Source organism: Streptomyces sp. ISL-36 (assembly GCF_018614205.1).
Classification (GTDB): domain Bacteria; phylum Actinomycetota; class Actinomycetes; order Streptomycetales; family Streptomycetaceae; genus Streptomyces.
Genome location: NZ_JAGGOS010000109.1, coordinates 27,713 through 53,951 on the forward strand (window position 1 = coordinate 27,713; position 26,239 = coordinate 53,951).

A 26,239-nucleotide genomic window follows, 5' to 3' on the forward strand; every position below is an offset into this window, starting at 1 on the left:
TTCGTCAGCCGATGGCCAGGGGGCCCAGGATATTCCTGCCCCGCGCCGGGGCTCACCGCCCCCTCAGCACTGTCCTGATCCGGTCGGCGGTGGCCCGGTCCCGTGCCGCGGTGAACGGCAGTGCGTTGCCTCCGGTGATACGGAACGGCTCGCCGGCGACCGTCGTGTGGGCGCCGCCCGCCTCGGTCACCAGGAGCAGGCCGGCCGCGTGGTCCCAGGCGTACTCCCAGGAGAAGGCGATGGCGTCGAGGAGACCGCGGGCCACGTCCAGGTACTCCAGGCCGGCCGAGCCGCAGGGGCGTGCGTGGACGCCGTCGGTGTCGAGGCCGAGCAGGGCGCGCTTCTGCTCGGGGGTGGTGTAGTCGGGGTGCGAGGCGGCGACCTCCAGGACGGCTCCCGGCGCCGGTGAACCCGACCGTATCGGCCGCCCGTTGAGCGTCGCGCCGCGTCCGCGCACCGCCACGGCCATCTCGTCGAGGGCCGGCGCGTACGTCCAGGAGGCCAGCAGCTCGCCGCGCCGGGCGAGCGCGACGAGGGTGCAGAAGCCGGGCTCTCCGCGCACGAACTGGCGGGTGCCGTCGACCGGGTCCACGATCCAGACCGGCGCGTCGCCCTGGAGCGCTTCGTAGACGGCGGGGTCGGCGTGCACGGCCTCCTCGCCGACGACGACGGAGCCGGGCAGCAGGGCCGTGAGGGACACCGTCAGATGGGCCTCGGCGGCGCGGTCGGCGATCGTGACCAGGTCGTGCGGCCCGTTCTTCTCGACGATCTCGTGCGCGGCGAGCTGCCGGTACCTCGGCATGATCTCGGCGGCGGCAGCCTTGCGGACCGCCTCCTCCACCTCGGTCGTACCACCGGCGAGGACATGGGCAAGGAAGTCTTCGATCATGCGTCCAGCTAAGCACGGTGGACTGACAAACGGAGTACCGCACTTGTCACTCTCCGTTTCCCCGCGGAGTACGCTTCGGCCCAGTTCACCCCTTACGGGGAAGGGAGATTCCGTGCACGGCGAGTACAAGGTCCCCGGCGGCAAGCTGGTGGTCGTCGATCTCGACACGGAGGGCGGCGTCCTGCGGAACGTCCGGGTCGCGGGCGACTTCTTCCTGGAACCGGACGAGGCGATCCTCGCCATCGACCGCGCCCTGGAGGGCGCCCCGGTGGACACGGACGCCTCGGGTCTCGCGGCCCGGATCGACGCGGCGCTGCCGCCGGGCACGGAGATGTTCGGGCTGACCACGGAGGGCATCGGGGTCGCCGTCCGCCGGGCGCTCGCCCACGCCACGGACTGGACGGACTACGACTGGCAGCTGATCCACGAGCCGGCCCGGCCGCCCGCCCTCCACATGGCGCTGGACGAGGTCCTGACGGCCGAGGTGGCGGCCGGCCGGCGGCCGCCGACCCTGCGGGTCTGGGAGTGGGGCGCTCCGGCCGTGGTCATCGGCAGTTTCCAGTCCCTGCGCAACGAGGTGGACCCGGAGGCGGCCGAGCGGCACGGCATCGAGGTCGTCCGTCGGATCAGCGGCGGCGGCGCCATGTTCATCGAGCCCGGCAACACCATCACGTACTCGCTCTCCGTCCCCGACGCCCTGGTCCAGGGGCTCTCCTTCGCCGACAGCTACGCCTATCTCGACGACTGGGTGCTGGGCGCGCTCGGCGACATGGGGGTCAAGGCCTGGTACCAGCCGCTCAACGACATCGCCACGGAGGCCGGCAAGATCGCGGGCGCGGCGCAGAAGCGGATGGTGGCGGGCGAGGGCGCGGTCCTGCACCACGTGACGATGGCGTACGACATCGACGCCGACAAGATGACCGAGGTGCTGCGGATCGGCCGCGAGAAGCTCTCCGACAAGGGCACCCGGAGCGCGAAGAAGCGGGTGGACCCGCTCCGCCGCCAGACGGGTCTGCCGCGCGAGGCGGTGATGGAGCGGATGATCGGCTCCTTCCGCGGCCGGTACGGCCTGAGCGTGGGCCGGGTCACGGAGGAGGAGATGGCCGCGGCCGAGGATCTCGCGGCGTCCAAGTTCGCCACGCGGGAGTGGACGGCCCGGGTCCCGTAGCGACACCGCGGCCGAGGGCGGCGGGGGCCGGGGCGAGGCCAGGGCCGGGGGGCCGGGCAAGGCCAGGGCCGAGGGCGGCGGGGAGCCCGAGCCAGGCCAGGGCCGAGGGCGGCCGGAGCGAGGCCGGCGGGGAAGCGGGCCGGGTGCCGTGGCGGCACCGGGGCCGGGTCGACCCGGGGGGCTTCGTACGATCGTCGTATGCGTGTCGAACAGCCGGTGAGGCCGGCGCTGCGGATGGAGAGCGCCGACGGGCGACGGCTGGTGCTGGTCCAGAGCGACACACCCGTCCTCTTCGCGCGGCAGCGCGCGACCCATCGCGGCTTGCATTACGCCCGCACCGGCCGGTACGTCTCCCCGCTCCCTCCGCTGCGGGCCCAAGAGGCTCGCAGCGTCGCCGAGTTCGCGGTGCCCGGCTCCGAGGCGTGGACGGCTCGCTGGGCCGCCCACGCCGAGGACGCCTTGCGGAACTCCCCCAACGGCCCGCTGCACGAAGGTGAATGGAACCTCCCCGGGGCGCTCCACCGCTGGTTCATGGACGTCAACTGGCCCAAGCTCCTCGCCCACGACCCCGACCGGGGCCATCTGACCTGGTTCGGCTACGGCGACCCGGACGAGGACGCCCGCGACCTGCTGCCGCTGCGGGCCCTGTCGCACCCGGAGGCGCCCCGGGTGAAGGCGTACCGCCGCCAGTACCGTGAAGGGGTGCTGCCGCCGGTTCTCACGTGGTGGGTCAGCGGCCTCCACTCCCCCGTGGTGCTCGACGGTCACGACCGGCTGACCGCGGCGCTGGCCGAGGGCGGCCGACCGCGGCTCCTGATCCTGTCGCGGAAGGTCGACGAGGACTGGGTGGCCCGGTGTGCCGCGCTGCCTGTGGAACAGTACGAGAAGACGGTCGCCTCCGCCGAAGGACCGCTCGCGCCGGTCCACATCGCCGAAGCGGGGCGCCGCCTCGCCGATGCCCTGCGGCAGCTCGCCGACTCCCCCGAACTCACCCGGGCCTGGCCGCTCCCCGGGGGCGCGGCCGCGTGGGAGGCGGCGGTGGCGGAGCATGTTCCGGGCTGGTCCCCGGACGCCGACCGCTAGGGAGTCTCCTGGAACCGCCTGTCAGGCCTGCGCGCCATCAGGGCGGTGTAGAGGACGAGGGAGGCGGCCAGACCGACGGCCCAGCCGTAGTCGGCGAGCGGTTCGAGGAAGGGGATGAGGCCGTCCTCGGGGAAGGGGCCCTTGCCGGGCGCCGAATGGGAGCCGCCGACCGCCAGGACCCCGCCGACCGCGAAGGCGAGCACCGCGGCCGGGTTCCAGCCGCCCCGGTACCAGTAGGGGCCGCCGGGCCGGTAGAGGCCGGCCAGGTCGAGGACGGTCCGGCGGACGATCCAGTAGTCGGCGATGAGGATGCCCGCCACCGTACCGAGGAGTCCGCCGACGAGGCCTAGCCAGGTGAAGATGTACAGCTCGGGGGTCTCGGTCAGCTTCCACGGCATGATCAGGACGCCCACGACCCCCGTGATCAGCGCGCCCCTACGGAAGTTGACGAGTTTCGGTGCGAGGTTGGCGAGGTCGTACGCCGGGGAGACCACGTTCGCAGCGATGTTGACCGAGAGGGTGGCGACGAGCACGGTGACCAGGGCGAAGAGCAGTCCGAAGACGTTGTCGGTCTTCGCGGCGAGCGCGACCGGGTCCCAGACGGGCGCTCCGTACACCGCCTGCGAACCGGAGGTGACGAGGACGGAGAGCAGCGCGAACAGCGTCATCGTGGTCGGCAGGCCCAGCGTCTGTCCGCGGACCTGCGCCCGCTGACCGGCCCCGAAGCGGGTGAAGTCGGGGATGTTGAGGCTCAGGGTCGACCAGAAGGCGATCATTCCCATCAACGACGGGAAGAAGACCGGCCAGAACTCCGCTCCCCAGCCCAGCTTCGAGGGCTGGTCGAGCAGGGGTCCGAATCCGCCCGCCTTCACCGCGATCCAGCTCAGCAGCACGAGCGCGCCGATGATGACGAAGGGCGCGGCCCAGTTCTCGAAGCGGCGCAGCGCCTCCATCCCCCGGTAGATGATGGCGAGTTCGAGGATCCAGAAGAGGACGAAGCAGAGCCAGAGCGTCCACGGCTGGCCGCCGACGACGGAGGCCTCGGCCCAGCCGCCGAAGACCTTGTCGAGCAGGACGAAGATGCCCTGGCCGCCGATCCAGGTCTGGATGCCGAACCAGGCGCACGCCACCCCGGCGCGGATCAGGGCGGGCAGATTGGCGCCGCGCAGCCCGAAGGAGGCGCGCGCGAGGACGGGGAAGGGGATGCCGTACTTGGGGCCCGCGTGCCCGGTCAGCAGCATCGGCAGGAGCACGATCACGTTGGCCAGCGCGATGGTGAGCACCGCCTGCTTCCAGTCCATGCCGAGCGCGACGAGACCGGAGGCGAGCAGCCAGGAGGGGATGTTGTGGGCCATGCCGACCCAGAGGGCGGCGAAGTTGTACGTCGTCCAGCGGCGGCGTTCGACGGGGACGGGCAGCAGGTCGTCGTTGACCAACCGGGGATCGGCCGGGACCGTGCCGGGCGGCAGCTCGACACGGTCCTCGGGCAGGCCGGTTCGCGGACTTCCCGCTCTTTCCGGTCTTTCCGGTCTTTCCGGTCTTTCCGGGGGGAGGGTTGCGGTCATGGCGGCGTGCCCCTTCTTCGGGGGACCGAACTCCACGTCGAACTCTCGTGGTTCGGTTCCGTTCAGGTACTGGCAGGTGGAGCGGGGGCCCTCCGACGTCGCCTCACCATCGTGGCAGGACACGGGGGCTTCCGGAAGGGTGGCGCGACAGGGCCGAGGGCGGGATCCCGGTGAGGGCGAGGCCGGGCGCGCGTACGGCGGCGGAGAAATCCGCGGACCGATGCGACGGACCCGTCCCCTCTCCCCGTAGAGCAGGTGACGGAAACGGGGCGATCGGGAGGGGATGACGGATGGTGGGGCGGTTTTCACAACGGCACATGCGTCGAGGTGTGATGGCTACGGTGGTGACGGCGGCGGTCATGGCGACGCTGACCGGCTCGCAGGCGCCGGGGCTCTCGGCGCGGGCCGCCGGCGCGCAGACCGGCACGGAGCCGGACTCGGAGACTTCGGGCGACACCTACTACCTGACCGAACTGCCCCCGCTCCCGGTGCAGAACCCGGCTCCCTCCGCGGCCCGCTCCGTGTTCGTGACCGACCGTGGGGCCCTTCCCGCCACGGTCTTCGCCGCGTACCGGCGGGCGGAGACGGCGCTCGCGACGAGCGCCCCGGGCTGCGCCCTGCGCTGGGAGCTGCTCGCCGCGATCGGGCAGGTGGAGTCCGGTCAGGCGCGCGGCGGGAGGGTGGACGCGAACGGGACGACCCTCGCGCCCATCGTCGGCCCGCAGCTGAACGGCCGGGGCTTCGCCCTGATCGGGGACAGCGACGGGGGCGCGTACGACGGCGACCCGTCCTTCGACCACGCCGTCGGTCCCATGCAGTTCATCCCGTCCACCTGGGCCAGGTGGGGCTCCGACGGCAACGGCGACGGCAGGGCGGACCCCCACAACGTCCACGACGCGGCGCTCGCCGCGGGGCGCTACCTGTGCGCGGGCGGCCGCGACCTCTCCCGGCCGCAGGACCTCGACCGCGCGATCCTCTCCTACAACCGGTCCCAGGCGTACCTGAGTGTCGTCCTGTCCTGGTACGGCTACTTCCGGAACGGCCACCGGGTGGTACCGGACCTGAGCGGCACGGGCGTCGGTACGGGTACGCCCTTCGGTTCGGCGCCGGACACCGCGCGGACCGGGCCGGGCGGCCAGGGGCCGGGCGGTGCCGGTGCGTCGCCCTCCGAGCCGGCGCCGGCGCCCTCGGCCGCACCGAAGCCCACGCCGAAGCCGGCACCGAAGCCGGAGCCGGAGCCGACCACCGGGCCCTCGCCGACTTCGGTGCCGGCCCCGGTGCCGACGACCGCGCCGAAGCCCGTACCCTCCCTGGTCACCGGCCCCGGCACGGGCATCGAGCCGCCGGCCGGCGGTGTTCTTCCGGACGCGGGGGCGCTCCCCGGCAACGGTTAGGACTCACTCCCGGGCCTCCCCCTCCACAACACCCGATACCCGGCGGTAACCTCCCCGGTCATGACGACGGACATGCACCCTGCCCACCCGACCGGATCGGGGGACCGCGCGGCCCACCTGCGGTGGCAGCGCATGTGGAGCCATCGCGAGCAGCTGCTCAAGGTGGCGCGCCGTAGGTCCATGAGCGCGGAGGACGCCGAGGACGCCGTCCAGGAGGCGATGCTGCGCGGGGCGCAGAACACCCACCTGGACGAGGCTCGGCTCGGCGCGTGGCTGACGACGGTGACCATGCGCCTGTGCGTCGACCGGTACCGGCAGGTCCACCGCGAGGCCGAGGTCGGCAGTGCTCCCAAGCTCACCGTTCCCGGCCCGGTCCCCGTCGAGGAGGCGGTGTGCGACCGGGCGGAGGCCAGGTGGGTGGCGTACCGCAGCAGGGAGCTGCCCGCCCGCCAGGCGCAGGCGCTCCGGCTGAAGTCGGAGGACCGGGACGTCGAGGAGATCGCCCGGGAGATGGGCCTGAGCTGCCGGGCGGTCGAGTCCCTGCTGGCCAGGGCCCGCCGTACGCTGCGCAATTCGCTGGCCGGCACGCTTGCGCTCGGCCTGTGGCTGATCGGGCGGGGCCGTGACCAGGCGGGTCAGGCGGGCGTGCCCGCCCATGCCCTGGCCGCGACGTCGGCGGCGGCGACGCTGGCGGTGGTGGGTCTGATCATTCCCTTCGCGTACGAGTCGGCTCCGGCACGGCCCGCGCCGCCCGCGACGTCGGAGGGGGTCGACGTCACGGAGGAGAACGCCGGTTACACGGTGCCGGCCGCCGCCCCCTCCGTACGCCCGGCGAACCCGGCGGGAACGGCGTCACCGTCGCCCGGCGCCCTCCCTGGGGAGTCGTCGCCGGTGACGGTGCCGGTGCCCGCGGTGACCCTGCCGGAGGCGGCGTTGCAGAAGGTGACCCTGCAGGACGTGGCGCTGCCGACGGCGGACCTGCCGGCGGTGCCCGCGCCGCCGGCGCCCTCGCTGCCGCCCCTGCCAGCCACCCCCGCCGTATCGGTGCCACCGCTCCCGATCCCGGACGCCGCCGTCCCGGATGCCCCGGCCCTTCCGGAGGTTTCGGGCATTCCGCGCCCTTCGAGCGACGTGCCGGACGAGCTCCCGCACACCTCCGTGCGGCCCTGATGTCCGCCGCGTAAAAAATCTTCGCTTCTCCGCGACGGACCGGGCGCCCTTCCCCGTAGAGCAGATGTACGAGCTGCTCCCCGCTGAAGGGTGAACACCATGGGTGTCGAGATCTGCGTGGAAGGACTGACGAAGTCCTTCGGCCGGCAGGTCATCTGGCAGGACGTGTCGCTGACGCTGCCCGCCGGCGAGGTGTCCGTCATGCTCGGCCCCTCGGGCACGGGAAAGTCGGTGTTCCTGAAGACGCTCGTGGGCCTGCTCAAGCCGGAGCGGGGATCGATCCGGATCGCCGGTGAGGACATCACCCGGCTCCGCGAGCACGACCTGTACGAGGTGCGCAAGCTCTTCGGCGTGCTGTTCCAGGACGGCGCCCTGTTCGGGTCGATGAATCTCTACGACAACATCGCCTTTCCGCTGCGCGAGCACACCCGCAAGCCGGAGAGCGAGGTCAGACGGATCGTCCTGGAGAAAATGGACATGGTCGGTCTGATCGGTGCCGAGGAGAAGCTGCCGGGCGAGATCTCCGGCGGCATGCGCAAACGGGCGGGCCTGGCACGGGCGCTGGTGCTCGACCCGGAGATCATCCTGTTCGACGAGCCGGACTCGGGGCTCGACCCGGTGCGGGTGGCCTATCTGAACCAGCTGATCGTGGACCTGAACGCGCAGATCGACGCGACGTTCCTGATCGTCACCCACGACATCGCCTCGGCCCGCCAGGTCCCCGACAACATCGGTCTGCTCTTCCGCCGCGAACTGGTGATGTTCGGCCCTCGGGAGCAGCTGCTCACCAGCGACGAGCCCGTCGTACGGCAGTTCCTCAACGGCCGGATGCAGGGGCCGATCGGCATGGCGGAGGAGAAGGACGCCGCCCAGGTCGAGCAGGAGCTCGCCGGCCTCGACGGCGAGGACGACGCGCTTCCGGCGATGACCCCGCGCCTGCTGCCCAGCCCCGGCGTCACCCGGCCGCCCCGCTGGCAGGCGATCGCCGACCGCGAGGCGGAGCTCCACCGCAGGACCGAGCCCCGCGGCAGGACGACCGGTCGGCACGGCAAGGCGCAGCCGCACCGCGAATCCGGTCCGCACCGCGAGGACGAGCCGGACCGCGAGGCAGAGCCGGGCCGCAGGGCCGAGCCGGGCCGCAGGGCCGAGCCGGGCCGCAGGGCCGAGCCGGGCCGCAAGGACGAGCCGGGCCGCACGAGCGAGGCGGCGGACGCATGAGCCTCTCCCCGACCGGCGCGCTCCGGCACTCCGGGAGCCTCTTCGCGATGGCCCTCGACGTCCTCAGGACACTCCCCCGGCGGCCCTTCCAGCTACGCGAGTTCATCCAGCAGTCCTGGTTCATCGCGAGCGTCACCATCCTGCCCACCGCCCTCGTCTCCATCCCCTTCGGCGCCGTCATCGCGCTCCAGATCGGCAGCCTGACCCGGCAGCTCGGCGCCCAGTCCTTCTCCGGCGCCGCCTCCGTGCTCGCCGTACTCCGCGAGGCGTCCCCCATCGTCACGGCGCTCCTCATCGCCGGAGCCGGCGGCACCGCGATCTGCGCCGACCTCGGGGCGCGCAAGATCCGGGAGGAGATCGACGCCATGCAGGTGCTCGGCATCGATCCGATCCACCGCCTCGTCGTCCCGCGGGTGCTCGCCACGATGCTCGTGGCGGTGCTGCTCAACGGCCTGGTCTCGGTCGTCGGCGTGGCCGGCGGCTACTTCTTCAACGTCGTCCTGCAGAACGGCACCCCCGGCGCCTACCTGGCCTCCTTCACCACCCTCGCCCAGCTGTCCGACCTGTGGGCGGCCGAGCTGAAGGCGCTGGTCTTCGGCGCCATCGCCGCGATCGTCGCCTCGTACAAGGGGCTGACCGCCAAGGGCGGCCCCAAGGGCGTCGGTGACGCCGTGAACCAGTCCGTGGTCATCACCTTCATGTTGCTCTTCGTGACCAACTTCGTCCTGACCGCGGTGTACTTCCAAATCGTCCCGCAGAGAGGTTAGTTGTGCGACGACTTCTCGACCGCCCGCTCCACTCCCTCGAGGAACTGGGCACCCAGCTGGTCTTCTACGGCCGCTCCCTCGCCTGGACCGGCCGCACCCTGCGCCGCTACAAGAAGGAGGTCCTGCGCCTGCTGGCCGAGGTGAGCTTCGGCCGCGGAGCCCTGGCCGTCGTCGGCGGCACGGTGGGCGTCATCGCCTTCCTCTCCTTCTTCACCGGCACCGAGGTCGGCCTCCAGGGCTACGCCGCCCTCAACCAGCTCGGCACCTCCAACTTCGTGGCGTTCCTCTCCGCGTACTTCAACACCCGCGAGATCGCCCCGCTCGTCGCCGGGCTCGCGCTGTCGGCGACGGTCGGCGCGGGCTTCACCGCCCAGCTCGGCGCGATGCGGATCAGCGAGGAGACCGACGCGCTGGAGGTGATGGGCGTCCCCTCGCTGCCGTTCCTGGTCACCACCCGGATGATCGCCGGCTTCGTGGCGGTGATTCCGCTGTACGTGATCGGGCTGCTCTCCTCCTACTTCGCCGCCCGGACCATCACCACCGGCTACTACGGCCAGTCCACCGGCACGTACGACCACTACTTCCAGCAGTACCTGCCGCCGGTCGACGTGCTGTGGTCCTTCGGCAAGGTGATCGTCTTCGCCCTCGTGATCATCCTGGTGCACTGCTACTACGGCTACTACGCGAGCGGCGGCCCGGCCGGGGTCGGTGTCGCGGTCGGCCGCGGTGTGCGGACCTCCATCGTGGCGATCAACGTCCTCGACTTCTTCCTCAGCCTCGCGATCTGGGGCGCCAACACGACCGTACGGATAGCGGGGTAGGGGCCGGTGCGTCGCATCATCAGACTGAGGCTGTACGGCATCGTCTTCCTCGCCGTCATCGCCCTGCTGCTCTCGCTCTCCGTCGCCGTCTACCAGCAGGCGTTCACCTCCGTCGTCCGGATCACCTTGGAGGCCGACACCCTCGGCAACCAGCTGGAGCCGCGGGCCGACGTCAAACTGCGCGGCCTGCTCGTCGGTGAGGTGCGCGAGGTACGGGCCGACGGCGAGAAGGCCACGCTCGGCATCGCGCTCAAGCCGGAACACGTCTCCCTCATCCCGGCCGACGTGCACGCCCGGCTGCTGCCGAAGACCCTGTTCGGCGAGAAGTACGTCGACCTCGTCGACCCGGCCGCCCCCGGGAAGTCCTCGGCGCGGCCCATCCGCGCCGGTGACGTCATCACCCAGGACCGCACGACGGTCGGCATCGAGCTCCAGCGGCTGATGAACGACCTGCTGCCGCTGCTGCGCACCGTCCAGCCCGCCAAGCTGAACGCCACCCTGTCGGCGTTCGCCATGGCGCTCGAAGGGCGCGGCGACGACATCGGTGACAACCTCATCCGCCTCGACGCCTACCTGCGCCGGCTCAATCCGCACATGCCGTCCCTCAAGGAGGACATCTCGCGGTTCGCCGACGTGGCCGAGGTGTACGGCGAGGCCGCCCCCGACCTGCTGCGGGTCCTGGACAACACCGTCACCACCAGCCGGACCATCGTCGAGAAGCGGCAGCAGCTCTCCTCGTTCCTCACCTGGACCGCCACGGCCGCGAACACCACGGAGGGCGTGCTCGACGAGAACGCCGCGCGGCTCATCACCCTGGGCCGCGTCTCCCGCCCGACGCTGGCCCTGTTCGCCCGCTACTCGCCCGAGTACCCATGCCTGCTCGCCGGTCTCGTGCGCCAGGAGGCGGCCTCCGAAGAGGCGTTCAAGGGCGGGAAGATGCACATCACCCTGGAGTTCGTCCGCTCCCGTCCCCCCTATCGACCCGGCGAGGAACCGCGCTATGCCGACCGCTCTGGGCCCCACTGCAGAGGTCTGCCCCACCCCCAGGTCCCGGCCCCGCCGAGAAAGCTCGACGACGGTACGTCGCGTCACGCGTCGAGCGATCCCGGTCCCGGTGCCGTGTCCGGCACACCGGCCGAACAGCATGCGATCGCCTCGCTCATGGCCCCGGTCATGGGCGTGCCCGCCGACGAGGTCCCGGCCGTCGCGACCCTGCTGTTCGGACCGCTGGCACGGGGAACGGCGGTGAGCGTCGCATGAGTTCGACCAGCGCCCGTCGTACCGGCTCCCGCCGTACCAGCGCCCGCTCCACCGCCCCCCAGCTCATCAAGCTCGGCATCTTCGCCGTGGTGACGATGGCGGCGACCGCCGTGCTCGCCGCCACCATCGTCAACCTCTCCTTCACCCCGCAGGAGAGCTACAGCGCCGTGTTCAGCGACGTCACCAGCCTGGAGGAGGGCGACGACATCCGGGTCGCGGGGGTGCGGGTCGGCGAGGTGGAGGAGATCCGGATCAAGGACCGGACCCTGGCCGAGGTCACCTTCAGCGTCTCCCGCGACCGGCCGCTGCTCACCAGCACCCGCGCCGTCATCCGCTACCGGAGCCTGGTGGGACAGCGGTACATCGCGCTGACGGAGGGCGTGGGGAACGGGCAGCGGCTCGCTCCCGGCGGCCGGATCCCGCTCTCCCGCACCGAACCGGCGCTCGATCTCAACGCCCTGCTGGGCGGGTTCAAGCCGCTGTTCGCCGCGCTGAGCCCCGAGGACGTCAACCAGCTCGCCACCGAGATCGTCAAGACCCTCCAGGGGGAGGGCGGTACGGTCCGCAGTCTGCTGGCGCACACCGCCTCGCTCACCACCACGCTCGCCGAACGCGACCAGCTCATCGGGTCGGTGATCACCAACCTCAACACCGTCCTGACCACGGTCGACCGGCGCAGCACCCGCTTCTCCGACCTGATCACGCAGCTGCAACGGCTGATCTCCGGCCTGTCGGCGGACCGCAAGCCGATCGGCGATTCCCTGGCCGGCATCAACGGCCTCACGCAGGCCACCGCGGGCCTCCTCAAGGACGCCCGCCCGCCCCTGAAGACCGACATCGCCGAGCTGGCCGAGCTCACCGGAACACTGAACGACCACGAGAAGACCGTGGAGGGCGTCCTGCAACGGCTGCCGAACAAGTTGAACAAGCTGACCGGCACCGCGTCGTACGGCTCCTGGTTCAACTTCTACCTCTGTGACTTCGACGGCCGGATCGTGCTGCCGAAGACCGACGAGGTCATCACCCCCGAACTCCATGTCGCCCGGGCGAGGTGCGGTCGTTGATCCCCTTCCGTGAACGCAATCCCGTGGTGATCGGCGCCGCCGGTCTCACCACGATCGCGCTGCTGATCGCCGCCGCGTTCAACGTCGAGAGCCTTCCGCTGATCGGCGGCGGCGACACGTACAGCGCGGCCTTCTCCGAGGCCGGCGGGCTGCGGCCCGGCGACGAGGTACGGATCGCCGGCGTCAAGTCCGGCAAGGTCGACGACGTCGAGCTGGCCGGCGACCACGTCAAGGTGACCTTCCGGGTCGAGGGAGACCCTGAACTCGGGGCCAGGACCGGCGCGTCCATCCGCATCAAGACGATCCTGGGCGCGAAGTACCTCGCCCTGGAGCCGAAGGGCTCCGGCCGGCTGAAGCCGGGCAGCGAGATCCCGCTGAGCCGCACGGTCCCGGCGTACGACGTGGTGGAGGCCTTCAGCGACCTCACCACGACCACCGAACAGATCGACAAGCAGCGGCTGGCCTCCGCCCTGGACACCCTCTCCACCACCTTCGAGGACTCCCCCGCCGAGGTCAAAGCCTCCCTCCAGGGCCTCTCGAAGATCTCCCGGACCGTGGCCTCCCGCGACCAGGCGCTGAGCGAACTCCTCGACCACGCCGACGGCGTCACCGGTGTACTGGCCGACCGCAAGGGCGAGTTCGGCAAGCTGGTCAAGGACGGCGACAAGCTGTTCCAGGAGATCCACGCCCGTCGCCAGGTCATCCACTCCCTGCTGACGAGCTCCGTCGCCCTCGGCATCCAGCTCTCCGGCCTGGTGAGGGACAACCGCGCGGCGATCGGACCGGCGCTCACCCGCCTGAACACCGTGGTGAAGATGCTGGAACGCAACCAGGCGAGCCTCGACCGCAGCGTCCAGCTCCTGGCTCCCTTCGCCCGGGTCTTCACCAACACCCTGGGCAACGGCCGCTGGTTCGACAGCTACATCCAGAACCTGGTCGCCCCCACGCCGGTGGTCCCACGGACCGGAGGGACACGATGAACAGGCAGACCAAGCTGAACAGGCCGATTAAGCTGAACAAGCGGGTCGTTCGCCGTCTCGCGCTCGCCACCGTCCTCGTGGTGGCCGCGGCCGTGGCCGTCGTCCATCTGCCTTCGGAGCCCACGGTCCGCGTGACCGCGTACTTCCCCCGGACGGTCGGCATCTACCCCGGCTCCGACGTGCGCGTCCTCGGCGTGCGGATCGGCGAGGTCAAGACCATCACGCCGGAGGGCGACCGGGTGCGCGTCGAGCTGGAGTACGCGGCCGAGTACAAGGTCCCGCCGGACGCCAGGGCCGCGATCATCAACTCGTCCGTGGTCAGCGACCGTTACCTCCAGCTGCTCCCCGTCCACCGCGGTGGACCGGCCCTGAAGAGCGGCGCCGTCATCCCACTGGATCGCACGGCCGTGCCGGTGGAGCTGGACCGGGTCTTCGACAGTCTCCGTACGACGTCGGACGCGCTCGGCCCCCGGGGCGCCAACAAGGACGGATCGCTGTCTCGGCTGCTCGCCGTCAGCGCGGAGAACCTCCAGGGGCAGGGCGGACAGCTGCACCAGACCGTCGAGGACCTCTCGCAGGCCGTCACCACCCTGTCCGACGGCCGGCAGGACCTGTTCGCAACCGTGCGGAACCTCCAGGTGTTCACCGCCGCGCTGGCCGCCGACGACGCCTCCGTCCGGTCGTTCAACACCAGCCTGGCCCAGGTCGCCGAGCAGCTGGCCGGAGAGCGCAAGGACCTCGCCGCGGCGATCACCCACCTGGCGGCGGCCCTCGCCGACGTGTCCGACTTCGTGAAGAAGAACAAGAAGGCGCTGACCGCCGATGTGAAGGGCCTCTCCAAGGTGACCAAAGTGCTGGTCACTCAGCGCGCGGCGCTGGAGGAGCTGCTCGACGTCGTCCCCGCCGGACTCTCCAATCTGCAGAACGCCTACAACCCGGCGGCCGGCACGCTCGACACCCGCGGCAACCCCGAGCAGCTCCAGGACCCGGCCGCCCTGCTGTGCTCCCTGCTGAAGACGACCGGCGAGAACGCCGGGGACGCCGACTGCCGGAACCTGAAGAAGCTGTTCGACTCGCTGCCCGAGCTGCCCGAGGCCGATCCGCTCACCGGAGCGGCGCTCCCCGTGGCGGGGACGGGCCCGATCGACAAGACGCTCGGCGGAATCCTGGAGGCCCGTACATGAGCACTCCCCGAAACGCAGCGCTGTGGACGGCCGCCGGTTCACTCCTGCTGGCCACCGGCTGCGAGTTCAACGGTCTCTACGACGTTCCGCTGCCCGGCGGTGCGGCGGCGGACGGCCACAGCTACCAGGTCACCGTCGAGTTCCGGGACGTCCTCGACCTCGTACCGCAGTCCACGGTGAAGGTGAACAACGTCACCGTCGGCGCCGTCGAGAAGGTCGAACTGGTCGGCTGGCACGCCCGGGTACGGCTGCGCGTCGCCGACTCGGTCCGGCTGCCCGGCAACGCGATCGCCGAGCTGCGGCAGACCAGCATGCTCGGCGAGAAGTACGTGTCGCTGTCGGCGCCCACGGACACGGCGCCGATGGGCAGGCTCACCGACGGCGCGCGGATCCCGCTGTCGCGCTCCGGCCGCAACCCGGAGATCGAGGAGGTCCTGTCGGCCCTGTCCGCCCTGCTCAACGGCGGTGGTGTCGCACAGCTCAAGACCATCACCACGGAGCTGAACAAGGCCCTGGACGGCCGCGAGGACCGGGTCAAGTCCCTGCTCACCGAGTTGAACACCTTCGTCGGCGGCCTCGACGCCCAGAAGAAGGAGATCGTCCGCGCGCTGGAGGGCATCGACAAGCTGTCCGCGACCCTCGCCAAGGAGAAGAAGACGATCGACCAGGCCCTCACCACCGTGCCGCCCGCCTTGAAGATCCTTGCCGACCAGCGGACCAAGCTGACCGCCATGCTCACCTCGCTGTCGGCACTGGGCGCGACCGGCACGAAGGTGATCAACGCCTCGCGCGCCGACGTGATCGCCAACCTGCGCGCACTCCAGCCGATCCTGCGCCAGTTGAACAAGGCGGGCGCGGACCTGCCCAATGCCTTGGAGCTCCTGACGACCTATCCGTTCCCTCGCAATGTGGTCGACGCGGTCAAGGGCGACTACGTCAATCTCGAGGTCACCGCCGATCTCGACCTGCGCAGCCTCTACGGGAACCTGGCCGACGAGCCCGCGCCGCCGAAATCGCCGTCGACGCCCGGAAAGCCCGGGCAGCCCACGCAGCCCTCGCTGCCTGGCCTCCCCACCCCCGGGCTCCCCGGCGTGCCCGCCCCGACGCTCCCCGGCGCCCCGCTGCCATCGGCGACCCCCGGAGCCCCGGCCCCGGCCCCGACCGCGCCCGGCGGCGGCACCGACCTGGAGTGTCTGCCGCTCTGCACCTCGGCCGACCCCGTCTTCTACGGGAGCGAGGGCCACCGTTCCGGGCCGCCGCCGGGTATCGACCTCGCGCTCGCCGAGCTGCTGATGAAGGGACTGGTGCCGTGATCACCCGTACGGTCCGGGCCCAGCTGCTCGCGTTCGCGCTCGTCACGGCCGTCGGCGTGTCCTACGTCGGCGCCCAGTACACCGGCCTGGTCGACCGGCTCCTGGACCGCGGCTACGCCGTCCGGGCCGAGTTCGCCGACTCCGGCGGCATCTACGAGGGCGCCGAGGTCACCTACCGCGGGGTGCCCGTGGGCCGCGTGGGCGATCTGCGACTGACCGATTCCGGAGGTGTGTCCGTTGCGCTGTTCCTGGAGGACTCCCCGACGATCCCCGCCGACACCCTGGCCGTGGTGGCGAACCGCTCGGCCGTCGGCGAGCAGTACGTGGATCTGCAGCCGCGCTCGGTGGGCGGCCCGCGGCTGCGGGACGGCAGCACCATCCCCCGCCGGAACACGCGTGTGCCGGTACCGGCCACCGAGATGATCCTGAGCCTGGACCGGCTGGTCGGCTCGGTGGACAAGCGGGACCTGCGGGTCACGGTGGACGAACTCGGCAAGGCCTTCGCCGGCACCGGCCCGCATCTGACCCGGCTGGTGGACTCGGGCAACGCCCTGGTCGAGTCGGCGTCCGGCTCGCTCCCCGAGACGATCGCCCTGATCGAGGACTCCCGGAAGGTCCTGAAGACCCAGGCCGACCAGGGCTCGTCGATCACCTCCTTCTCGCGTGATCTGGCCGCGCTCACCGCCCAGTTGAAGACGAGCGACGGAGACCTCCGCGCCCTGATCGGCAACGGCACCTCCGCGGCTCAGGAGATCGACGCGCTGATGAAGGGCAACCGGCCCCACCTGCCGGTGCTGCTCGGCAATCTGATCAGTGGCGGTCAGATCACCCTCGCCCGGCTGCCCGGCGTGGAACAGGCACTGGTCACCTTCCCCGTGGTCGTCGAGGGCAGCTACACCGTCGTTCCGGGCGACGGCACCACCCACTTCGGTCTGGTCGTCAACGCCGACGACCCGCCGCCCTGCCGTCAGGGGTACGGCACCCAGCGCCGCGACCCCGCGGACACCTCCGACCGCCCGGCCGACACCGGCGCCCACTGCGCGGCTCCGCGTGGCGGCCCCACCTCCGTCCGGGGCGCCCAGAACGCCCCCGGACAGTCCGTCCGGATCGGCTCGACGGGCGGAGCACAGACCGTGTTCGGAAAGGACTCCTGGCAATGGCTGCTCGTGGGACCCATGGCATGACCCGCGTCCTCCTCACCCACGCGGCCCGGCTGCTGCGCCACCGCGGGACCGTGGCGGTGCTGGCCGTCCTGGCCGCCGTCCTGACAGCCGCCTCGGGTTGGCTGGGCCTGCGGCTGTACGAGCGTCACGAGGCGGACCGGCGCAACCAGGACATCCTGGCCGCCGCCCGCCAGTCGGCGCTCAACTTCACCTCGCTCGACTACCGGCACTACGGCCAGGACAGCGAGAACGTCCTGCGTGGTGCGACCGGGGAGTTCAAGAAGCAGTTCGCGGCCCAGACCAAGGAGCTGACGAAGATCGTCGCCGACAACAAGTCGGTCTCCGAGGGGCAGGTCCTGGACGCGGGCATCGCACGGGCCGACGAACGGTCCGCGCGGGTCCTGGTGGTGGCCGACAGCAAGGTCACCAACGTCTCCGCCCCCGGGGGAACGTCCCGCAACTACCGCCTTCAGCTCGACCTCGTCCTGGAGGACGGGCACTGGCTGACGTCCAACGTCGAATTCGTCGGCTGACAGGAGATCCACCGTGGCGAACCCGACCCTCCGAGCCGCAACCCTCCGCGCCGCCGCCAGGCGCGCCGAACGCGCCCGGCAGCCCCAGGAGCCCACCACCGACCCGGGACCCGGCCCGGACCGGGACCCCGACACGGAAGGGGAGGCGGCGTCCGGGCAGGAGCCGGCCCCGGACCCGGCTCCCGAGGCGGACCCGGAGCCCGGGCCCGCCCGGACGGGCGGCCGGCCCGGGCTGCTCGGCGGGGTGCTCGCCGTCCTGGTCCTGCTCGCCGTGGCCGCCACCACGGTGCTGGGCCTGGAGTACCGAGAGGCCGAACGCACGGCACAGGCCCGCACGGCCGCGCTGGCCGCGGCGCACAAGGCGGCCCCGGTCATCCTGTCGTACGACTACCGGCACCTGGACCGCGACTTCGCGGCGGCCCGCTCCCACCTCACCGGCCCGTTCCTCGACGAGTACGGCAGGACCACCACGACGGTGGTCGCGCCCGCCGCCAAGAGCTACCACGGCGTGGTCAAGGCGACCCTCGCGAAGCCGCCGGGCGGCGACGCCTCCCCGGCGTCGTCGGTGGTGTCGGCCTCCCCGGACAGGGCCGTCGTCCTGCTCTTCATGAACCAGGTCACCACCAGCACCCAGGTCTCCACGCCGCGCCTCGACCTCAACCGCGTACGGATGACTCTCGAGCGCACCCCGCGGGGCTGGAAGGTCAGCGCCGTGGACGCGCTGTAGCCCCGGCAGCCAGTGGTTCACGGGGCGGCTCAGGGCTTCAGTACGACGACGGCCTCGTCCGTGTAGGTCAGGAAGGTCAGCGTTTCCTGGAAGTACAGTTCGATGGCCTTCGCGTCGTGGGAGGTGTAGCCGATCGCCACGTCCTGGCCGAGACGGAGCTCGAAGTCGCCGCCGCGGGTGGACAGGACGAAGGCTCCGCTGAGCGCCGGCGCCCAGATCGGCGGGCCGTCCAGCATCCGGGCCAGATGCGCCGCGATCGGATAGCCGTGGTCGGAGGTCTCGCTCACCGCCCGGTACTCCTCCGCCCCCAGGAGCAGTGCGTACGGGCCGCCGACTCCGGCGAGTCGCAGGGAGGTCAGGGCGCGGCTGATCGCGTCGGGGTAGTCGCGCGGTTCGGCGGGGAGGTCCAGTACCGGATTCGAGCTCCGGTCCCGCAGCCCGTCGACGCCGGCGGCCGCGTACCCGTCGAAGACGGCGCGGTCCTCGGCGAACGCCATCGCGCGCGCCGCGTCCTTCACCGGCTGCCAGTCGGAGTCGTTCGCGCCGCGCTCGACGTCGTCGACGGCGGCCCTGCTGACGGAGAACTGCACGCGGAGTTCGACGAGCGGTTTCGCCTCGCGCACGCGGGCCGTGACGCCGGGGGCGGGCGACGCGATCTCGGCGAGGTGGCCGGTGCCGATGGCGGCGAGGCCGGGCCCCGCCGGGTCGGGCACGTCGACGACCCGGCGGCCGGCGACATGGCGGCGGAAGGTGCGGCGGGCCTCTTCCTCGATCTGCGCCCATGCCTCGGGGGTGATCGGGGCGAGTCCGCGGTGCAGGTTGTTCGTGGCGGCGGGGGTCGTCATGACGCTCCGGCTCCTTTCAGACTGCCGATGCCGAGGGAGCGGCCGTCGTGGGCGGCCGCGGGGGACGGGGAGGGGAGGTCCTCCAGGAGGTCGGCGGCGGGTACGAAGAAGAGGCCGCCGGTCACGGCCGTGGAGAAGTCGAGGATGCGGTCCGTGTTGCCCGGTGGGTCGCCGAGGAACATGTTGCGCAGCATCTTCTCGGTCACCGCGGGTGTGCGCGCGTAGCCGATGAAGTAGGTGCCGAACTCGCCGCGGCCGACCTGTCCGAACGGCATGTTCTCGCGCACGATCTTCTGCTCGGTGCCGTCGTCGTCGACGACCGAGTTGAGCACGACGTGCGAGTCGGCCGGTTTGATGTCGTCGGGCATTTCCACGTTGGTCATCTTGGTGCGTCCGATGACGCGTTCCTGCTGTTCGACGGTGAGGGACTGCCAGGCCGTCATGTCGTGGACGTACTTCTGCACGATCACGTAGCTGCCGCCACGGAACGACGGATCCTCGTCGCCGATGAAGACGGCGTCGGCCCCCCTCTCGCCGCCGGGGCTCTCGGTGCCGTCGACGAAGCCGAGGAGGTCGCGCTCGTCGAAGTATTTGAAGCCGTGCACCTCGTCGACCACGGTCACCGCGGATCCCAGCCTCTCCACGAGGAGCCGGGCGAGTTCGAAGCACAGGTCCAGGCGCCGGGCGCGCAGGTGGAACAGGAGGTCGCCCGGTGTGGCGGGCGCGCGGTGGCGGATGCCGTGCAGCGGCTGGAAAGGCCTGAGCTCACGCGGTCGTGGTCCGCCGACGAGGCGGTCCCATCCTGCGGAGCCGATGCCGGTGACGCAGGTGAGCTCGGCGTCGGGGGCGCGGAACGCCACCGAGCGGGTCAGCCCCGCCAGCTCCTGGAGCCCTTCCCGCACGGTGGCCTCACCGCCGGGGGCCAGGGTGGCGACCAGAAACACCGCGGCTTTCGACGGCGGTACGACGACGGGCTGCGTGGTGGCCATACGACTCCCACCGGTCAATGAGTGACAAAAGGCGCGAAGAGGACGGCGTCAGGGTATCCACCCCTGGGCCGGTACGCAGTCCGAAGCGCCTTCCCCGCCCGCCGGCCACCTGATCACGGCCGCTCCCGGTCAGGTGGCGGGGGTGATGGTGACCTTCACAGGGCGTTGATCGCCGGGATGATCTCGGAGCCGTACGCGTCGATGGTGGCCTCCCTCGCGTCGTGCATGGCGTACACGGCGAACTGGTCCACGCCCATCTCCCGCAGCCGCCGCAGCTTCTCGATGTGCGCCTGCGGCGGGCCGAGCAGGCAGAAGCGGTCGACGATCTCGTCGGGGACGAAGTCGGTGGAGGGGTTGTCGGCGCGGCCGTGGTGGCTGTAGTCGTAGCCCTGCCGGTCCTTGATGTACGCGGTGAGCTCCTCCGGCACCATCCCGGAGTGCTCGCCGTACCTGGACACCAGGTCCGCGACATGGTTGCCGACCATGCCGCCGAACCACCGGCACTGCTCACGGGCGTGCGCCAGGTCCTCGCCCACGTAGGCGGGCGCGGCCACGCAGACGGTGACCGCGTCGGGGTCGCGGCCCGCGTCGGCGGCGGCCTGCCGGACGGCTTTGACCATCCACTCGGTGAGGAAGGGGTCGGCGAGCTGGAGGATGAAGCCGTCGGCCTTCTGTCCCGCGAGCGCCAGCGCCTTCGGGCCGTACGCGGCCATCCAGACCGGCAGCTTCCCGTCCCGTACCCAGGGGATGCGGATCGGATTGCCGTCGACGACGGCCTCGCGGCCCTCGGCGAGGTCCCGGATGACGTCGATGGCCTCGCCGAGCCGGGCCAGGGTGTTCGGTCTGCGGCCGGCGACGCGCATGGCGGAGTCGCCGCGGCCGATGCCGCACACGGTCCGGTTGCCGTACATGTCGTTGAGGGTGGCGAAGGTGGAGGCGGTCACCTCCCACGTGCGCGTCCCGGGGTTGGTGACCATCGGGCCGACGCGGAGTCTGGTGGTGTGCTCCAGGATGCGGCTGTAGATGACGAAGGGCTCCTGCCAGAGCACGGCGGAGTCGAAGGTCCAGCCGTAGCGGAAGCCGTTGCGCTCCGCCCGGCGCATCAGGCCGACGACCGCGGAGGCGGGCGGGTCGGTCTGCAGGACGAGTCCGAAGTCCACGGCTGCTTCTCCTAGTTCAGGTACTGACAGGTGGAGCGCGGGATGAAGACACCGTGCCCGGCGCGGCCGGTGAACTTCCGCTGCTCGATGACCGGTTCGCCACGGGAGAGGACCGTCTCGACCTGGCCGGTCACGGTCTTCCCCTCGTACGCGGAGTAGTCGACGTTCATGTGGTGGGTCTCCGCCGACAGGGTCTGGCGGACGTGCGGGTCGTAGATGACGACATCGGCGTCGGCCCCGGGCGCGATCGTGCCCTTCTGCGGATAGAGGCCGAACATCCGGGCCGGGGTCGCGCAGGCGATCTCGATCCAGCGGCGGCGGCTGATCCGCCCGTCGACGACGGCCTGGTGGAGCAGGTCCATGCGGTTCTCGACGCCCGGAAGACCGTTGGGGATCTTGGAGAAGTCGCCGCGCCCCAGGTCCTTCTGGCCGGTGAAGCAGAAGGGGCAGTGGTCGGTGGAGACGACCTGGAGGTCGTTGGTCCGCAGGCCGCGCCAGAGCGCCTCCTGGTGCTCGCGGGGGCGCAGCGGGGTCGAGCAGACGTACTTGGCGCCCTCGAAGCCGGGCTCGGCGAGGTTGTCGGTGGAGAGGAAGAGGTACTGGGGGCAGGTCTCGCCGAAGACGTTGAGCCCCTTGTCGCGGGCTGCGGCCAGCTCCTGCACCGCCTCCTCGGCGGAGACGTGCACGACGTAGAGGGGCGACCCGGCGACCCGGGCGAGCTGGATGGCCCGGTGGGTGGCCTCGGCCTCCAGCAGGACCTTGCGGACCTCGCCGTGGTAGCGCGGATCGGTCTCGCCGCGGGCCAGCGCCTGTTCGACGAGGACGTCGATGGCGATGCCGTTCTCGGCGTGCATCATGATGAGCCCGCCGTTGTGCGCGGAGCGCTGCATCGCGCGCAGGATCCGGCCGTCGTCGCTGTAGAAGACACCGGGGTACGCCATGAAGAGCTTGAAGGAGGAGATGCCCTCCTCCACCAGCTTGTCCATCTCTCCCAGGGTGTGCTCGTTGACGTCGGAGAGGATCATGTGGAAGCCGTAGTCGATGGCGCATCTGCCGTCGGCCTTGGCGTACCAGGTGTCGAGGCCTTCGCGCAGGGAGTGTCCGACGCTCTGCACGGCGAAGTCGACGATGGTGGTGGTGCCGCCCCAGGCGGCGGCCCTCGTCCCGGTCTCGAAGGTGTCGGAGGCGGAGGTGCCGCCGAACGGCAGCTCCATATGGGTGTGCGCGTCGACTCCGCCCGGGATGACGTAGCGGTCGGTGGCGTCGATGGTGCGCTCGGCGGTCCAGCGGGCGGCGGCGTCCGAGCCGTGGGCGGCGAGGGCGGCGATCCGGCCGTCCTCGATCAGGACGTCGGCGTGGAGCTCGTCCGCGGCGGTGACGACCAGTCCGCCGCGGATGAGGGTACGGGTACTCACGGTTCTCCCCCTGACATGGGCGTGGCGGGGTGCGGGTGGACTACAGCTCCCTGAGCGCCTGTTCGAGGATCGCGGCGCCCTCTTCGGCCTCGGTGACGGTGAGGGAGAGCGGCGGGGCGATGCGCAGGGAGGAGGTGTTGTGGCCGCCTCCCTTGCCGATGAGCAGCCCGTTCTCGCGGCAGGCCTCCAGGACCGCCGCGGCCGCCGCCGGATCGGCCTCGTCCGTGCCCGGTACGGTCAGCTCGATGCCGATCATCAGGCCGCGCCCGCGGACCTCCCGTACCGCCTCGACGCCCGCGCCCACGGCCCGCAGCCGTTCGATGAGCAGGCCGCCGACGCGTCGGGCGTTGGCCTGGAGGTCGTGCTCCAGGAGATGGCCGAGGTTGGCGAGGCCGGCCGCCATGGTGATCGGTGAACCGCCGAAGGTCGAGATGGAGTTGGCGTCCAGGCAGTTCATGATCTCGGAGCGGGCGACGACGCCGCCGAGGGACATGCCGTTGCCGATGCCTTTGGCGAAGGTGAGGACGTCGGGCGGTCCGGCCTGGTCGTGCGCCTGCCAGCCCCAGAAGTGATCGCCGGTGCGGCCCCAGCCGGTCTGCACCTCGTCGGTGATCCACAGGATGCCGTGCCGGTCCAGGACCCGGCGGAAGGCGGCGTAGAGACCGTCGGGCGGCGAGGTGAAGCCGCCGACCCCCTGGATGGGTTCGGCGATCAGCGCGGCGACGTCCCGGGTGTGTCCGAGAAGGTCCTCGAGGTCGGCGACGCAGGCCTCGATGAACCGCTCGTCGCTGTACTGGGCGTAGGGGCCGCGGGTGCGGACGCCGCCGTGCACGTACAGGGTCTGCAGCGGGGAGAGGCTCGTGGGGGACCAGGCGCGGTTGCCGGTGATGCCGACGGTGGAGAAGGAGCGGCCGTGGTAGCTGTTGCGCATCGCCAGGATCTGGTTCGAGCGCCGGTACGCGGTGGCCAGCAGCAGGGCGGTGTCGTTGGCCTCGGTACCGGAGGTGGTGAAGAAGACCCGGGCGTCGGGGATGCCGGAGAGGGTGGCGATGCGCTCGGCGAGCTCGACCATCGGGCGGTTGAGGTAGAGCGTGGAGGAGTGGATGATCCGGCCGGCCTGCTCGGCGACGGCCTTGGTGACCTCGGGCACGGCGTGGGCGGTCATGGTGGTGAGGATGCCGCCGAAGAAGTCGAGGTACCTGCGGCCTTCGGCGTCCCAGACGTGGCGGCCCTCGCCATGGGTGATCTCGATCGGGTCGCGGTAGTAGAGGGCGACCCAGTCGGGGATGACGGCCTTGTGCCGGTCGTACAGGCTGGTCACGGCTGCACCAGCCCGTCGTACGCGTCGGGGCGGCGGTCCCGGTAGAACGCCCACTGCTGCCGCACCTGGTCGATGAGACCGAAGTCGAGGTCGCGTACGAGGAGTTCCTCGGTCTTGTCGGAGGCGACGTCGCCGACGAACTGGCCGCGCGGGTCGACGAAGTAGCTGGTGCCGTAGAAGTCGTTGTCGCCGTACTCCTCCTGGCCGACGCGGTTGATGGCGGCGACGAAGTATTCGTTGGCGACGGCGGCGGCGGGCTGTTCCAGCTGCCAGAGGTGGGAGGAGAGACCGCGGTGGGTGGCGGAGGGGTTGTAGACCAACTGGGCTCCGTTGAGTCCTAGTTGGCGCCATCCTTCCGGGAAGTGGCGGTCGTAGCAGATGTAGACGCCGACCTTGCCGACGGCGGTCTCGAAGACCGGCCAGCCGATGTTGCCGGGGCGGAAGTAGTACTTCTCCCAGAACCCCTTGACCTGGGGGATGTGGTGCTTGCGGTACTTGCCGAGGTAGGAGCCGTCGGCGTCGATGACGGCGGCGGTGTTGTAGTAGAAGCCGGAGCCCTCGACCTCGAAGACGGGCACGACGATCACCATGCCGGTCTCGCGGGCGAGGTCCCGCATCCTGCGTACGGTCGGACCGTCCGGCACGGGCTCGGCCCAGCGGTAGTGCTCGGGCTCCTGCACCTGGCAGAAGTAGGGGGCGTTGAACACCTCCTGGAATCCGATGACCTGGGCGCCCTGGTGAGCCGCCTCACGGGCGTGCTCCTCATGCTTGGCGATCATTGATTCGCTGTCGCCGGTCCAGGTCGCCTGGACGAGCGCGGCGCGTACGACGTGGGTCATGAGCTGCTCCTTCGGCACGGCGTCAGAGAGCCTCTACGCACGTAGACGCGGTGCGTAGGAGGAGAACGTAAGCCCCGTCACACCTCGGAGCAAGACCACCGCCGTGAACCGCCGGAGTCGATCATGTTTCATACCCGAGTGGTCCACGTCGGACACACACCGACACGTCCGTGTCTGTTCCGGTTGACGGTGACCGATGGAGGGGAAGGATGAGCGGAGTGCTGACCTTGGCGGCGGTCGCCGCGGATCCGAGGGTCCTGACCCGCGCCCTGGAGGTGCGCGACGGCCGGCTCGTCACCTTCCGCCCGCTCACCCACAGCGACGCGGAGGGCCTGGCGGGTTTCCTCGCGGGCCTGTCGGCCGAATCGAGGCGGCTGAGCCGCTTCGACGGGTACGACCTCACGGCGGCCCGGGGGCTGTGCGCCGCGATCGCGCGGTACGACAAGCTCAGGCTGGTGCTCGAGGAGGCGCCGTCCGGCAGGATCGTGGGCCTGCTCGAGTTCAGTCTCGACCTTCCGCCTTCGGACATCGCGCGCTTCCGGGAGGCCGGCGTCGAGCCGGCGGCGACGGACTGCCGCTTCGGCCCCACCCTGGCGGACGACTACCAGGGGAAGGGGGTGGGGACGCGGGTGTTCCCCCTCGTCGTGGACGTCGCACGGCGCTTCGGGAGGAAGCGGATCATTCTGTGGGGCGGGGTGCTCGCCGACAATCCGCGCGCTCTTCGCTTCTACGCGAAGCAGGGCTTCCGGACGGTCGGCTCCTTCACCGAGGCCAATGGTCAGCGGTCCTTCGACATGATCCTGGACCTGGACGCGCCGGACGTACCCGGCAGCGCCGGCGGCGAGGGCTGACACCCCTGTGGCCGGCCCGGGTGTTCGGCACGGTGCGGGAGGTCACGGCCGGGCGAGTCCGGCCACCCGCAGGGCATGGAGGACGTCCCGTTCACGGGCCGGGGACACCGCGCGGGCCGCGTGCAGGAGTTGTGGAACGAGGCCGTGCGGGTCGGCGCTCGCGAGGCGGGCGGCGTCCTCGGGCGTGCGGACCCGGACGAACGCGGTGAGGAGGGCGTGCGCCTCGCGATGGTGGCCCTCGGCTTGGAGGGCGGCGCAGGCTCCCGCGAGCTCCTCCACGGGGCGTGCGACCCCTTGGCGAAGGAGCTGGTCGCAGTCCTGGGCGCGGCCCGCGTCCGCGAGGGCGCCGGCCACGGAGGCGAGGCGGTCGGGCGGCAGCGAAGCCGCCTCCCAGAGCAGGGTGGCCCAGTCCGCTCCGAGCCCCACACGGTGCAGCTCCGCGGCGAGGGCCGGCAGCCAGGCGGGCGGCCCGGCCGCGGCCTCGCACAGCAGGGCGTCTGGTCTCTTATACACATCTGAC

At 71.3% G+C, this 26,239-nt stretch carries 24 protein-coding genes and 1 pseudogene; 16 read left to right on the plus strand and 9 right to left on the minus strand.

From position 1 onward, the window contains the following. Window positions 1-52: 52 nt before the first annotated feature. Entirely contained in the window at window positions 53-889 is an 837-nt protein-coding gene (locus J7E93_RS26425; protein ID WP_215072455.1) for an inositol monophosphatase family protein, read from the minus strand. 112 nt (window positions 890-1,001) lie between these two features. Between J7E93_RS26425 and J7E93_RS26430 the strand changes: the two genes are divergently transcribed. Together J7E93_RS26430 and J7E93_RS26435 are read left to right on the plus strand one after the other, a co-directional pair. Further along, window positions 1,002-2,057, plus strand: a complete 1,056-nt coding sequence (locus tag J7E93_RS26430; RefSeq protein WP_215072456.1) for a biotin/lipoate A/B protein ligase family protein — start codon at window positions 1,002-1,004, stop codon at window positions 2,055-2,057. A gap of 198 nt (window positions 2,058-2,255) precedes the next feature. Then, window positions 2,256-3,140 carry a hypothetical protein gene (locus J7E93_RS26435; protein ID WP_215072457.1) on the plus strand — a complete coding sequence of 295 codons (885 nt, stop codon included), beginning with the start codon at window positions 2,256-2,258 and terminating at the stop codon, window positions 3,138-3,140. Here J7E93_RS26435 and J7E93_RS26440 read toward each other — a convergent pair. Then, a complete protein-coding gene (locus J7E93_RS26440; protein WP_215072458.1) occupies window positions 3,137-4,705 on the minus strand; it encodes an NCS1 family nucleobase:cation symporter-1 in 1,569 nt (522 codons plus the stop codon). The genes J7E93_RS26435 and J7E93_RS26440 overlap by 4 nt on opposite strands. 332 nt (window positions 4,706-5,037) lie before the next feature. On the opposite strand from J7E93_RS26440, the gene J7E93_RS26445 reads away from it, so the two are divergent. The 13 genes from J7E93_RS26445 to J7E93_RS26505 all read left to right on the plus strand — a co-directional run bounded on the left by J7E93_RS26445 (window position 5,038) and on the right by J7E93_RS26505 (window position 18,299). After that, the gene (locus tag J7E93_RS26445; RefSeq protein ID WP_251067122.1) at window positions 5,038-6,099 is read left to right on the plus strand and encodes a lytic transglycosylase domain-containing protein; all 1,062 of its coding nucleotides are present in this window, start codon (window positions 5,038-5,040) and stop codon (window positions 6,097-6,099) included. 60 nt (window positions 6,100-6,159) lie between these two features. Continuing rightward, window positions 6,160-7,269: an RNA polymerase sigma factor gene (locus tag J7E93_RS26450; protein ID WP_215072459.1), complete on the plus strand. Its 1,110-nt coding sequence runs from the start codon at window positions 6,160-6,162 to the stop codon at window positions 7,267-7,269. 99 nt (window positions 7,270-7,368) lie between these two features. Continuing rightward, window positions 7,369-8,487: an ABC transporter ATP-binding protein gene (locus tag J7E93_RS26455; RefSeq protein ID WP_215072460.1), complete on the plus strand. Its 1,119-nt coding sequence runs from the start codon at window positions 7,369-7,371 to the stop codon at window positions 8,485-8,487. After that, entirely contained in the window at window positions 8,484-9,254 is a 771-nt protein-coding gene (locus J7E93_RS26460) for an ABC transporter permease (RefSeq protein WP_215072461.1), read from the plus strand. Before J7E93_RS26455 ends, J7E93_RS26460 begins: the two co-directional genes overlap by 4 nt. Window positions 9,255-9,256: 2 nt before the next feature. Continuing rightward, entirely contained in the window at window positions 9,257-10,075 is an 819-nt protein-coding gene (locus J7E93_RS26465) for an ABC transporter permease (protein ID WP_215072462.1), read from the plus strand. A 6-nt stretch (window positions 10,076-10,081) separates the two neighbouring features. After that, window positions 10,082-11,335 carry an MCE family protein gene (locus J7E93_RS26470; protein ID WP_215072463.1) on the plus strand — a complete coding sequence of 418 codons (1,254 nt, stop codon included), beginning with the start codon at window positions 10,082-10,084 and terminating at the stop codon, window positions 11,333-11,335. Further along, on the plus strand, window positions 11,332-12,399 hold the full coding sequence (locus J7E93_RS26475) for an MCE family protein (protein ID WP_215072464.1): 1,068 nt from the start codon (window positions 11,332-11,334) through the stop codon (window positions 12,397-12,399). Before J7E93_RS26470 ends, J7E93_RS26475 begins: the two co-directional genes overlap by 4 nt. Next, entirely contained in the window at window positions 12,396-13,379 is a 984-nt protein-coding gene (locus J7E93_RS26480) for an MCE family protein (RefSeq protein WP_215072465.1), read from the plus strand. The genes J7E93_RS26475 and J7E93_RS26480 overlap by 4 nt, the downstream gene beginning before the upstream one ends. Then, window positions 13,376-14,563: an MCE family protein gene (locus J7E93_RS26485; protein WP_215072466.1), complete on the plus strand. Its 1,188-nt coding sequence runs from the start codon at window positions 13,376-13,378 to the stop codon at window positions 14,561-14,563. The genes J7E93_RS26480 and J7E93_RS26485 overlap by 4 nt, the downstream gene beginning before the upstream one ends. After that, window positions 14,560-15,876, plus strand: coding sequence for an MCE family protein (locus tag J7E93_RS26490; RefSeq protein ID WP_215072467.1), 1,317 nt, complete (start codon window positions 14,560-14,562; stop codon window positions 15,874-15,876). The genes J7E93_RS26485 and J7E93_RS26490 overlap by 4 nt, the downstream gene beginning before the upstream one ends. Next, window positions 15,873-17,060: an MCE family protein gene (locus tag J7E93_RS26495; protein ID WP_215072468.1), complete on the plus strand. Its 1,188-nt coding sequence runs from the start codon at window positions 15,873-15,875 to the stop codon at window positions 17,058-17,060. The genes J7E93_RS26490 and J7E93_RS26495 overlap by 4 nt, the downstream gene beginning before the upstream one ends. Then, entirely contained in the window at window positions 17,057-17,572 is a 516-nt protein-coding gene (locus J7E93_RS26500; protein WP_251067123.1) for a hypothetical protein, read from the plus strand. The genes J7E93_RS26495 and J7E93_RS26500 overlap by 4 nt, the downstream gene beginning before the upstream one ends. A gap of 13 nt (window positions 17,573-17,585) precedes the next feature. Next, a complete protein-coding gene (locus J7E93_RS26505; RefSeq protein WP_215072469.1) occupies window positions 17,586-18,299 on the plus strand; it encodes a hypothetical protein in 714 nt (237 codons plus the stop codon). 29 nt (window positions 18,300-18,328) lie between these two features. Here J7E93_RS26505 and J7E93_RS26510 read toward each other — a convergent pair whose 3' ends face one another. The 6 genes from J7E93_RS26510 to J7E93_RS26535 all read right to left on the minus strand — a co-directional run bounded on the left by J7E93_RS26510 (window position 18,329) and on the right by J7E93_RS26535 (window position 24,868). Continuing rightward, entirely contained in the window at window positions 18,329-19,144 is an 816-nt protein-coding gene (locus tag J7E93_RS26510; RefSeq protein WP_215072470.1) for a family 1 encapsulin nanocompartment shell protein, read from the minus strand. Continuing rightward, window positions 19,141-20,133, minus strand: a complete 993-nt coding sequence (locus J7E93_RS26515) for a Dyp-type peroxidase (RefSeq protein WP_215072471.1) — start codon at window positions 20,131-20,133, stop codon at window positions 19,141-19,143. The genes J7E93_RS26510 and J7E93_RS26515 overlap by 4 nt, the downstream gene beginning before the upstream one ends. Before the next feature lie 155 nt (window positions 20,134-20,288). Then, entirely contained in the window at window positions 20,289-21,293 is a 1,005-nt protein-coding gene (locus tag J7E93_RS26520) for a TIGR03842 family LLM class F420-dependent oxidoreductase (protein WP_215072472.1), read from the minus strand. Window positions 21,294-21,304: 11 nt separating this feature from the next. After that, entirely contained in the window at window positions 21,305-22,708 is a 1,404-nt protein-coding gene (gene hydA / locus J7E93_RS26525) for a dihydropyrimidinase (RefSeq protein WP_215072473.1), read from the minus strand. Between the two features lie 40 nt (window positions 22,709-22,748). Then, window positions 22,749-24,029, minus strand: a complete 1,281-nt coding sequence (locus J7E93_RS26530) for an aspartate aminotransferase family protein (RefSeq protein ID WP_215072474.1) — start codon at window positions 24,027-24,029, stop codon at window positions 22,749-22,751. Next, entirely contained in the window at window positions 24,026-24,868 is an 843-nt protein-coding gene (locus J7E93_RS26535; protein ID WP_215072475.1) for a nitrilase-related carbon-nitrogen hydrolase, read from the minus strand. The genes J7E93_RS26530 and J7E93_RS26535 overlap by 4 nt, the downstream gene beginning before the upstream one ends. Window positions 24,869-25,077: 209 nt before the next feature. Here J7E93_RS26535 and J7E93_RS26540 point away from each other — a divergent pair, with 209 nt between their 5' ends. After that, window positions 25,078-25,719 (plus strand): GNAT family N-acetyltransferase, encoded by a 642-nt coding sequence (locus J7E93_RS26540; RefSeq protein WP_251067124.1) that lies wholly within the window; start codon window positions 25,078-25,080, stop codon window positions 25,717-25,719. A 42-nt stretch (window positions 25,720-25,761) separates the two neighbouring features. Here J7E93_RS26540 and J7E93_RS26545 read toward each other — a convergent pair. Continuing rightward, window positions 25,762-26,239, minus strand: a pseudogene (locus J7E93_RS26545) (UL36 very large tegument protein); the annotation flags it as partial.

What these genes read in the sequence shown, in the direction of transcription:
- J7E93_RS26440 (WP_215072458.1), bottom strand. Translation starts at nt 4,705, where the DNA reads ATGACCGCAACCCTCCCCCCGGAAAGACCGGAAAGACCGGAAAGACCG.
- J7E93_RS26540 (WP_251067124.1), top strand. Translation starts at nt 25,078, where the DNA reads ATGAGCGGAGTGCTGACCTTGGCGGCGGTCGCCGCGGATCCGAGGGTC.
- J7E93_RS26445 (WP_251067122.1), top strand. Translation starts at nt 5,038, where the DNA reads ATGGCTACGGTGGTGACGGCGGCGGTCATGGCGACGCTGACCGGCTCG.
- J7E93_RS26490 (WP_215072467.1), top strand. Translation starts at nt 14,560, where the DNA reads ATGAGCACTCCCCGAAACGCAGCGCTGTGGACGGCCGCCGGTTCACTC.
- J7E93_RS26535 (WP_215072475.1), bottom strand. Translation starts at nt 24,868, where the DNA reads ATGACCCACGTCGTACGCGCCGCGCTCGTCCAGGCGACCTGGACCGGC.
- J7E93_RS26515 (WP_215072471.1), bottom strand. Translation starts at nt 20,133, where the DNA reads ATGGCCACCACGCAGCCCGTCGTCGTACCGCCGTCGAAAGCCGCGGTG.
- J7E93_RS26455 (WP_215072460.1), top strand. Translation starts at nt 7,369, where the DNA reads ATGGGTGTCGAGATCTGCGTGGAAGGACTGACGAAGTCCTTCGGCCGG.
- J7E93_RS26460 (WP_215072461.1), top strand. Translation starts at nt 8,484, where the DNA reads ATGAGCCTCTCCCCGACCGGCGCGCTCCGGCACTCCGGGAGCCTCTTC.
- J7E93_RS26485 (WP_215072466.1), top strand. Translation starts at nt 13,376, where the DNA reads ATGAACAGGCAGACCAAGCTGAACAGGCCGATTAAGCTGAACAAGCGG.
- J7E93_RS26450 (WP_215072459.1), top strand. Translation starts at nt 6,160, where the DNA reads ATGACGACGGACATGCACCCTGCCCACCCGACCGGATCGGGGGACCGC.
- J7E93_RS26500 (WP_251067123.1), top strand. Translation starts at nt 17,057, where the DNA reads ATGACCCGCGTCCTCCTCACCCACGCGGCCCGGCTGCTGCGCCACCGC.
- J7E93_RS26435 (WP_215072457.1), top strand. Translation starts at nt 2,256, where the DNA reads ATGCGTGTCGAACAGCCGGTGAGGCCGGCGCTGCGGATGGAGAGCGCC.
- J7E93_RS26425 (WP_215072455.1), bottom strand. Translation starts at nt 889, where the DNA reads ATGATCGAAGACTTCCTTGCCCATGTCCTCGCCGGTGGTACGACCGAG.
- J7E93_RS26510 (WP_215072470.1), bottom strand. Translation starts at nt 19,144, where the DNA reads ATGACGACCCCCGCCGCCACGAACAACCTGCACCGCGGACTCGCCCCG.
- J7E93_RS26475 (WP_215072464.1), top strand. Translation starts at nt 11,332, where the DNA reads ATGAGTTCGACCAGCGCCCGTCGTACCGGCTCCCGCCGTACCAGCGCC.